The 8,695-nt window shown below is 71.0% G+C and carries 9 protein-coding genes, 1 other RNA gene, 1 pseudogene and 1 riboswitch; of the genes and pseudogenes, 5 read left to right on the top strand and 6 right to left on the bottom strand.

From position 1 onward, the window contains the following. The 5 genes and pseudogenes from AC1DXV_RS27595 to AC1DXV_RS27575 form a co-directional block, all read right to left on the bottom strand. Positions 1-263 (bottom strand): annotated as a pseudogene (locus tag AC1DXV_RS27595) (ATP-binding cassette domain-containing protein); the annotation flags it as partial. A gap of 151 nt (positions 264-414) precedes the next feature. Next, positions 415-1,377: a FecCD family ABC transporter permease gene (locus tag AC1DXV_RS27590; RefSeq protein WP_477936567.1), complete on the bottom strand. Its 963-nt coding sequence runs from the start codon at positions 1,375-1,377 to the stop codon at positions 415-417. A gap of 46 nt (positions 1,378-1,423) precedes the next feature. Beyond that, entirely contained in the window at positions 1,424-2,311 is an 888-nt protein-coding gene (locus AC1DXV_RS27585) for an ABC transporter substrate-binding protein (protein ID WP_477936565.1), read from the bottom strand. Continuing rightward, positions 2,308-2,871, bottom strand: coding sequence for a bifunctional adenosylcobinamide kinase/adenosylcobinamide-phosphate guanylyltransferase (locus AC1DXV_RS27580; RefSeq protein WP_477867616.1), 564 nt, complete (start codon positions 2,869-2,871; stop codon positions 2,308-2,310). The genes AC1DXV_RS27585 and AC1DXV_RS27580 overlap by 4 nt, the downstream gene beginning before the upstream one ends. Before the next feature lie 9 nt (positions 2,872-2,880). Then, entirely contained in the window at positions 2,881-4,857 is a 1,977-nt protein-coding gene (locus AC1DXV_RS27575) for a TonB-dependent receptor (RefSeq protein WP_477867614.1), read from the bottom strand. A 72-nt stretch (positions 4,858-4,929) separates the two neighbouring features. Further along, positions 4,930-5,165: riboswitch (cobalamin riboswitch) on the bottom strand. A gap of 53 nt (positions 5,166-5,218) precedes the next feature. Here AC1DXV_RS27575 and AC1DXV_RS27570 point away from each other — a divergent pair. The 5 genes from AC1DXV_RS27570 (at position 5,219) to AC1DXV_RS27550 (ending at position 7,364) form a co-directional block, all read left to right on the top strand. Then, the gene (locus AC1DXV_RS27570; RefSeq protein ID WP_477867612.1) at positions 5,219-5,449 is read left to right on the top strand and encodes a cell division protein ZapB; all 231 of its coding nucleotides are present in this window, start codon (positions 5,219-5,221) and stop codon (positions 5,447-5,449) included. Beyond that, the gene (locus tag AC1DXV_RS27565; protein WP_477867610.1) at positions 5,446-5,790 is read left to right on the top strand and encodes a cell division protein ZapA; all 345 of its coding nucleotides are present in this window, start codon (positions 5,446-5,448) and stop codon (positions 5,788-5,790) included. The genes AC1DXV_RS27570 and AC1DXV_RS27565 overlap by 4 nt, the downstream gene beginning before the upstream one ends. Positions 5,791-5,830: 40 nt before the next feature. Beyond that, positions 5,831-6,011, top strand: a non-coding RNA gene (gene ssrS, locus AC1DXV_RS27560) — 6S RNA. 55 nt (positions 6,012-6,066) lie between these two features. After that, entirely contained in the window at positions 6,067-6,540 is a 474-nt protein-coding gene (locus tag AC1DXV_RS27555; protein ID WP_477867608.1) for an EVE domain-containing protein, read from the top strand. Continuing rightward, complete coding sequence (locus tag AC1DXV_RS27550; protein ID WP_477936563.1) at positions 6,540-7,364, top strand: sulfite exporter TauE/SafE family protein; 825 nt, start codon at positions 6,540-6,542, stop codon at positions 7,362-7,364. Before AC1DXV_RS27555 ends, AC1DXV_RS27550 begins: the two co-directional genes overlap by 1 nt. A 9-nt stretch (positions 7,365-7,373) precedes the next feature. Here the strand turns inward: AC1DXV_RS27550 and AC1DXV_RS27545 are convergent, their stop codons facing one another. Next, positions 7,374-8,408 carry a sensor domain-containing diguanylate cyclase gene (locus AC1DXV_RS27545; protein WP_477867604.1) on the bottom strand — a complete coding sequence of 345 codons (1,035 nt, stop codon included), beginning with the start codon at positions 8,406-8,408 and terminating at the stop codon, positions 7,374-7,376. Positions 8,409-8,695: the final 287 nt, after the last annotated feature.

Here is an 8,695-nt window from a genome sequence, read left to right as displayed (position 1 = left end):
GGCGTGAACAGCCCGAGGTGCGGCAGGCGGCCCAGCTGCACCACGTCGCGCACCGTCAGCTCGCCGCGCGCCTCGCCCTGCTGCGCGAGCCACGCGAGGCGCTGGGCGCGCTCGCGCGCCGGCCAGTCAGCGATCGGCCGGCCTTGCAAGGTCACGGTGCCGGCGGCGGGTGGCAGCAAGCCGGCCAGCACCCGCAGCAGCGTCGACTTGCCGACGCCGTTCGGCCCGACGATCGCCGTCCAGCCCGGCTGCAAGGTGAGCGACACGTCGTTGAGCACCGGCGCACCACCCAGCGACACGCGCACGCCCTCGCACATCAGCGCGCTCATGACAGCCCCTCGCTCGATGGGTACATCGATCGATCCCCCGGGGGGATGCGAGCCGGCTTGGGAGCGGCCCGGCGCTCGGCCCGCTTCATTCGATCCCCCGCCGGTGCAGCAACCACAGCAGGTAGCCGCCGCCGAGCAGCGCGGTCAGCACGCCGACCGGCAGTTCCTGCGGCGCGATCAGCAGCCGCGCCAGCACGTCGGCGGCGAGCAGCAGGGTGCCGCCCATCAGCGCGCTGACGACCAGCAGGTAGCCCTGCGCCGACGGTGCGAAGCGCCGCACCAGGTGCGGCGCGACCAGGCCGACGAACGCGATCAGGCCCGATTGCGCCACCGCCAGCCCGGTCGCCAGCGCCAGCACGACCACCAGCACCAGCCGCAGCCGCGGCAGGTCGAGGCCCAGGCTCAACGCGCTGTCGGTGCCGAGCGTCAGCGCATCGAGCGCGCGCGCCAGCCGCCACGCGAGCGGCACGCAGATGAGCGCGCCGGCCCCCAGCAGCAGCACGCTGTCCCAGCCGAGGAAGGAGGTGCTGCCGAGCATGAACCATTGCTTGCCGCGCAACGCATCCGGCGCGACGGTGGTGACCAGGTCGCTGGCCGCGCCGAGCACCACGCCGACGACGACGCCGGCCAGCAGCAGCCGTGTCGTGTGCTGCGCGCCGCGCGACAGCAGCAGCGTCAGCAGCACGCCGCCGAGCGCACCGAGGAAGGCGCCCAGCACCAGCCCGGCCCGCGACAGCAGGTCGGCCGTGCCCAGGCTGATGTAGTGCCCGGCCAGCGCCTGCGCGGCCAGCCCGAGCACCACCGCGAGCGTCGCACCCGACGCGGCGCCCAGCAGGTACGGGTCGGCCAGCGGATTGCGGAACAGCCCCTGCGCCACCGCGCCGGCCAGCCCGAGCAGCGCGCCGACCAGCCACGCTCCCAGCGTGCGTGGCGCGCGGATCTGCCCGACGATCAGCGCCGCGTCCGGGCCCCACAGCGACGGCAGCGACCAGCCCTCGCTGCCGGCCGCGAGTCCGGCGACGAGCAGCAGCGCGGTGGCCACCAGCATCGCGACGACCAGGCGCCGTCGCAGGCGGAGCGCGAGTCCGTTCACGTCAGCGCGGCTCCGGGAGGCCGGCGACACAGCCGGCGAGCTGCAAGGCCGCCTCGCCCATGCGCGGCCCCGGGCGGATCAGCACCTCGTACGACGCCGGGTCGAAGCCGCAGCTGCGCTTGCCCTGCACGGCCCGCAGCGCGGCCCAGCCCGGGCGCGCCGGCATCTCGCCGACGTTGCGCTGCGCACCGATCAGGATGTCGGGCTGCGCCTTCAGCACGTACTCCGGGTTCAGCTTCGGGAACGGCCCGAGCTCGGGCGTCACGATGTTGCCGAGGCCGAGCCGCGTCAGCGTCTCGCCGATGAACGAGCTGCTGCCCGCCGCGTACGGCGACGCATCGACCTCGAAATACACTCGCTGCCCGCGCACCCGCGCCGGCACGCGCGCCGCGGCCTCGGCCATCTCGCGCTGGATGCGCGCCCACACCGGCGCGGCGCGCTCCGGCGTGCCGAGCAGCTGCGCGATCGTCGCGAGGCTGCGCTGCACGTCGGCATGCGTCTTCGATTCGACGACGACGACGCGGACGCCGAGCTGTTCGAGCCGCTCGATGATGCGCGCCGAGGTGGCGGCCAGCACCACGTCGGGCTTCAGCGCGACGATGCGCTCGACCTGGGCGTCGTCGATGCCGCCCAGCTTGGGCAGCGCCAGCACCTCGGCCGGCGAGTTGGAGTAGCGATCGGTGCCGACCAGCCGCGCGCAGCCGCCGAGCGCGCAGACGCTCTCGGTCAGCGAGGGCAGCAGGCTGATCACGCGCTGCGGCGGTGCGGGCAAGGTCAGCGTGCGGCCGCGGTCGTCCTTCAGCGTGAGCGGGGTCGCGGTGGCGCACAGGCCGGTCGCGGCCAGCAGCGCCATCGCCAGCACCTGCCTCAGGAGGGTGCGCATCGTCATCGTGTCTCCGCCTTCACGGCCAGCTCCAGCCCGGCCACCATCAGCGTCACGCGCGCGCAGTGCGCGGCGACCGCCTGGTGCAGCCGCCCCAGTTCGTCGACGAAGTGTCGCGCCTCGCGCGTCATCGGCGACAGGCCCAGGCCGATCTCGTTCGACACCAGCACCACCGGGCCGGGAGCTGCCGCCAAGGCGTTCAGCATCGCCTGCGACGCGGCCTGCCAGCGCTCGTGCGGCTGCTCCAGCGGTTCCATCGGCATCAGCCAGTTCGTCGCCCACAGCGTCAGGCAGTCGATCACCAGCAGCCGCTGCGGGTGCGCGTATTGCGCGATGCCGAGCGCAAGATCGCGCGGCACCTCGTGCGTGACCATCGCCGGCACGCGCTCGGCGCGGTCGCGGCGGTGCTGCGCGATGCGCTCGCGCATCTCGCCGTCGCCGGGCAGCGCGGTGGCCAGCAGCGCCGCCTCATGCCCCGGCGTCGCGAGCCAGGCGAGCGCACGCGACTCGGCGCAGCGCGACTTGCCGCTGCGCTGGCCGCCGAGGATCAGTTCATGGCTCGCCATCGCGCTCGATCAGAACTGGATCCGGACGGAGCCGGTGAAAGCCCGGCCGTCTTCCGGGTAGATCGAGCTGGTCTGGCCGCTCGCGTCGCAGCGGAAGGCCAGCGTGTAGTACTTCCTGTCGGTCACGTTGGTCACGCCGAGCGCGAACTCCAGCATCTGCCACTGGTACGCGTAGCGCAGGTCCAGCGTGGTGTGGGCCGGCATCGTGCAGGCGTTCGCGAAATCCGGCGTCTGCGACGACACGTAGTTCACGCCGGCGTCGACCCGGTGCCCCTCGGCGAACGCCCAGTCGCCGCGCAGCGCGAGCGTGGTCTTCGCGGTCAGCGGCACGTCCTTGCCGTCGTAGCCGCCGGCCGTGAAGCGAGCCTGGCGCCGCGCGGCGACGACACGCACGTTGGCCGTGCTGCCCAGCGCCTGCGACAGCTCGGCCTCGACGCCCTGGCGGCGTGTCGGGTCGAAGTTGATGTTGGCGCCGGGGCCGAACGGACCCACGGCATTCGGGTCATAGCCGATCTCGTCGGTCAGCTTGCTGCGGTAGGCGCGCACTTCGGCGCGCGTACCGCCGGCCTGCCAGCGCAGGCCGAGCTCGATGTCGCGCGAGGTCTGCGGGCGCAGTTCGCCGGCGGTGAAGCTGTACTCGTCCGCGTTCGCCAGCCGGTAGCTGCTGCCGATCCGGCCATACACCGAGGTCGCGGCCGACAGCGGCTGCAGCAGGCCCAGCTCCCAGGCGTGCATCGTGTCGTCGATGCCGGTCGTCGTGTCGGTGCTGCTCTTCTCGATGTGCTCGCTGCGCCCGCCGACACTGACCCGCGTGCCCGACGCGAAGGTGTAGTCGTCCTTCGCATAGAACGCCCGCGAGGTCTGGTCGGCGGACGAGCCGAAGACCGTGTCGCGCGTCCAGTCGGCCTGGTCGATGCCGAAGCTCAGCGCATTGCGGCCGCCGGCCAGCGCCATCTCGTTGCGCGCCCGCAGCGCGTAGTTCTTCGCGTTGATGTCGTAGCCGTAGCTCGAGCTGCCGCGGCTCTCCAGGTGCTTGTCGCGCCAGCCGGCGTCCAGGCCGAGCTGCCAGTCGCCCAGCACCGCGGAGCCGAACAGCCCCGAGTTGCGGCTGCGGATGCCCCCATGGTCGTTCGGCTTGCTCGTCTGGCGCGGGTTGTCGGCGTATTGCGCGGCCGTCAGCGAGCCCGGCAGGCCGGTCTCGAGCCGGTCCCAGCCGCTGCGGGCGCCGACCCGCACGCCGTCGGCGAGCTGCCACTGTGCGGTGGCCGAGGCACCCTCGTTCTCGGAGCGGAAGTTGTCGCGGTGGTTGTCCGTCTCTCGGTGGTTGCCGGCCACATCGAGCGAGAACTTGCCCGCCACCACCGTGCCGCTGGCACGCGTGTCGAGCAGCGCGTGGCTGCCCATCGCGCCGTAGACCTGCGCGCCGCTCTTGCGCTGCAGGCCCGCGCCGGCCTTGGTGGTGATGACGATCACGCCGCCGGTGGCGCCTTCACCGTACAGCACCGCGCCGCTGCCGCGGATCACCTCGATGCGCTCGACCGAATCGATCGGGATGCCGGCCAGCCGCGTGCCGCCGAGGTCGGCCTCGCTGATCTTGATGCCGTCGACGATCACCGCCTGGTTGTTGTCGGAGGTGGTGCCGAAGTTGCGCAGGTCGAGCGAGTAGTCGCCGCCGCCGTAGAAATCGAGGCGGCCGGGCACGCCCAGCAGCTTCATGATCGCCTCGTTGACCGTCGTGACGCCGGCCTCGCGGATGTCGGCCGAGGTGATCACGCTGACGCCGAACGGCAGCTTCGAGGCRTCTTCCGGAAAGCGCGTCGCGGTGACGATCACCGGTGCGAAGACGCGGCTGCCATCGGCCGCGACGGCGACCGTCTGTGCCTGGGCGGCGGCCAGCGGGAACAGGGAAGCACAGGCGACGGCGCAGGCGCCGGCGAGCAGGCTCGGCGCGACGGGCGCGCGCAGCTGCGAGGAACGAGAAATCATGAGGAACTGCCATCGATGAAGCCGTGCGCGCCAGCTTCCCCGCTGGTGCGCACCCATGGCATCGCGCTTGCACGCGGCGCCGCCTTGTTGGCCGGTATCCGGGCTGGCGGAACCGTCACCTGCGGCCTTCCCGGAGCCGAGCAGCTCCAGTGGCCATGCGCAGGGGCTGAAGCCGCGTGGCTTCGTCCGCTTACCGTTGCGGGGGCAGCGCAGGTGGGCCGTGCGACCGTGCGGTCGAGCAACCTCTGCTTCCCGTTTAACTGTGCCGGCGTGAACACCGGCACGGGCACCAACGGGCGCGATTGTAAGCAGGCCCGGGCGCCCCCTCTACAATCGGTTCACACTCCACCTTTGATGCGCCATGGCCAAGATCCACGAACTTGCCGAACGCGTCGAGCGCTTGTTGCTGCGGCACGATGAACTGAAGCGCACCAACGCCCTGCTCGAACAACAACTCGCGACCGTCACGCATGAGCGCGACAACCTGCGCTCGCGGCTGAACGCGGCGCGTGGCCGCATCGATGCGCTGCTCGAGCGCCTGCCGGCCGACCCGGCCGCCGTCGGTGCCGATTCCGGAGCGCGCACCAAATGAAGCAGATCGAAGTGACGATCATGGGGCAGAGCTACATCCTCGGCTGCCCGGAAGGCGGCGAGTCCTCGCTGCTCGAAGCGGTGGGCAACGTCGACCGCGAGATGAGCGCGATCCGCGACGGCGGCCGCGTCAAGGCGCGCGAGCGGATCGCGGTGCTGGCGGCACTGAACCTCGCATACGCACTGGCCGAGCGCCCCCCCGCGCCGAAGTCGTCGCCCGCTCCGGTGCCGGCGTCGGCTTCCACATCGGCATCGGCGTCGTCGAGCAGCGAAGACATCGACATAGACGCTTTGATCCACCGTGTCGACCAAGCCCTTGGCGCCGACGGGCAATTGCTGTGAACAGACACACTCGCGCCGGATGACGCGCGTAGAATTCTTCGAGTCCGTTGCGTTCGCGTGAGTTTTATATTTCCTTGAACCGATGCTCTTATGAGCAAGGGCTTGGAACATCGCCCGGTTGGTGTGATCGTCTCGCGTCAGATGAACCCGAAGCCCGGCTGACCTCGCCCACCTGAACTGCCTGGGTTCAGGAATGCGGCTCACGGTGCGTGACGGACACCTTATTCTTTCCAGCGTCCTCGCCCCAGCTTTCGCAGCCACTTTCCACACCAGAGCATGACCGAACAGTTCTGGCTCATGAAGAGCGAGCCCGACGAGTGTTCGATCGACGACCTGGCTGCCGCGCCGAAGCAGCGCGTGCCCTGGATCGGCGTGCGCAACTACCAGGCCCGCAACTTCATGCGCGACCAGATGCGCAGCGGCGACGGCGTGCTGTTCTATCACTCGTCCTGCCCGGAGCCGGGCGTCGCCGGGCTGGCGCGCGTGGTGAGCGAGCCCTACCTCGACGCCACGCAATTCGACGCGAAGAGCAAGTACTTCGACGCCAAGGCCACGGCAGAGAAGCCGCGCTGGTGGCATGTCGACGTGGCGCTCGATCGCAAGACGCGGCTGCTGTCGCTGCGCGAGATGCGCGAGGCGCCCTCGCTCGCGTCGATGGTGGTGCTGAAGCCCGGCAACCGGCTGTCGATCACGCCGGTGTCGCCGCAGGAATGGGCCGAGGTGCTCGCGCTGCTGGATCGGAAGCCCTGATGGCTTTCGACCTCGGCTGGCAACTCATCCTCGAACTGCTCGTCCTCGGCTCCTTCACCGGCTTCCTGGCCGGGCTGCTCGGCGTCGGCGGTGGCGCGACGCTGGTGCCGTTCATCACGCTGCTGCTGACGCTGAAGGGCTTCCCCGAGGCCTACATCGTGAAGATGGCGGTCGCGACCTCGCTGGCGACGATCTGCTTCACGTCGATCTCGTCGGTGCGCGCCCACCACCAGCGCGGCGGCGTGCGCTGGGACATCGTCAGGCTGCTCGCGCCCGGCATCGTGCTCGGTTCGCTGCTCGGCGCGCAGATCGCGAAGGCGCTGCCGGCCAACTGGCTGGCGCTGCTGTTCGCGCTGTTCATCGGCTTCTCGGCCACGCAGATGTTCCTCGACAAGAAGCCGAAGCCGTCGCGCCAGCTGCCGCAGGGTGCCGGCATGTTCGGCGCGGGCAGCGTGATCGGCGTGCTGTCGGCGCTGGTGGGGGCCGGCGGCGCGTTCGTCTCGGTGCCGTTCATGACCTGGTGCAACGTGCCGATCCGCGCCGCGGTGGCGACCTCGGCCGCCCTGGGCTTCCCGATCGCGCTGATGGGGACCGTCGGCTACGTCTACGCCGGCTGGTCGCTGCACGACATGCCGCCGGGCACGCTGGGTTTCATCTACCTGCCGGCGCTGGTCGTGATCGCGGTGGCCAGCGTGACGACGGCACCGCTCGGCGCGCGCACCGCCCACCGGATCGACACCGCGAAGCTGAAGCGGGTGTTCGCCGTACTGCTGTACAGCCTGGCGAGCTACATGCTCTACAAGGGGATCAAGGGCCTGGTCTGACCCGGATCTTCACGACGTCTCGAAGCGGATGCTCGCCAGCGTCACGTGGTTCCCACCCCGCCGCCGCGCCTCGGCCAGCGCCGCATCGGCCGCCTGCAGCAGCTCTTCCTGCGTGTGGGCCGTGTGCGGGAAGCTCGCGACGCCCATCGACACGGTGAAGCCCAGGTCGCGCCCGTTCAGCATCACGATCTGCGTCGCGCACTGGCGGCGCAGCCCTTCCATCCGCGCATGCGCCGTCGCCAGGCCGACGCCCGACAGCAGCACCGCGAACAGGTCTTCCTCGAGCCGGCACGAGGCATCCATCGCCCGGGTGTTGCTGCGCAGCAGCCGCCCGAGCGCCTCGAGCACGCGTTGCCGCGCCTCCGGCCCGAGCGCCTTCACCTCGTCGTTCAGCGGATCGAGCGCCACCGACACCAGCGCGAATTCGCGGTGCTCGCGCGACGACAGGTCGACCTCGCGGCGCAGCTGGTCGTCGAAGTGCGCCCGCTGGTAGAGGCCGGTGATGGTGTCGCGCAACCCCTGGTCCTGCATCTCGCGGCGGAAGGCCTCGCTCGCCTGCTGCTGCTGCTCCAGCTGCTGCAGCGCGATCTGCAGCTGGGTCTCGTGCTGCCGCTGCGTGGTCTGGTCGAGCCAGAGGCAGCACAGGTAGCGCGGCCCGCTGCCGTCCTGCGACGCCAGTGCCTGCCGGGTCACGCTGTACTCGCGCCGCCCGCCCTTGCGCTCGATGCGGTGCTCGCTGACCTGCGGCAGCGTCTGCACCATCGCCGACTGGTCGGCGGTGCGCAGCGTCGCGGCCTGGGCCGGGTCGAGCCAGTCTTCGTCGGAGAGGCCGTCGGCGGTGCGGCCGACCAGCGCATCCATGCGGCTGTTGGCGTACACGTAGCGGCCGGTGGCGGCCTCCTTGACGGCGAGCGGGGCATCGAGCCGGTCGGCCAGCGTGAACACCAGCGCCCCCAGGGCCTGCGGTGCAAGCCCGAGCGATGCGGTGAGCGCGCGCGCGTTGTCCACGCGTGCGGGCACGGCCAAGGGCTTGGTTTCAGTCATGCGATGGGTCGGGTGTGCTGCTTTGAAGCGGCCGGGCGTCCTCTTCACCCCCGTTCAGCCGCTTCCCATGTCTCTTCTGTTCATCATAGCGGCACGAAGTTGCACCGCCCCCCCGAGATGGGGGGATTTCGAGAAGCTTTACCCCATCAAAACCTGCATGCTGCGCTCGTATTGGCCGGTCAGCTGCTCGAACAGCCCCAGCAGCGCCTCGCTGGCCTCGCCCAGCGCCCGCCGCCCCGGCAGCGCGGCCGCCTGGCTGCCGGCGCGCGCGAGCGCCAGCCAGGCAT

The organism is Rhizobacter sp. P3_C12, from assembly GCF_056402735.1.
The sequence above is the reverse complement of the archived record's forward strand: the minus strand, read 5'-3'. Positions and strand labels throughout refer to the sequence as shown.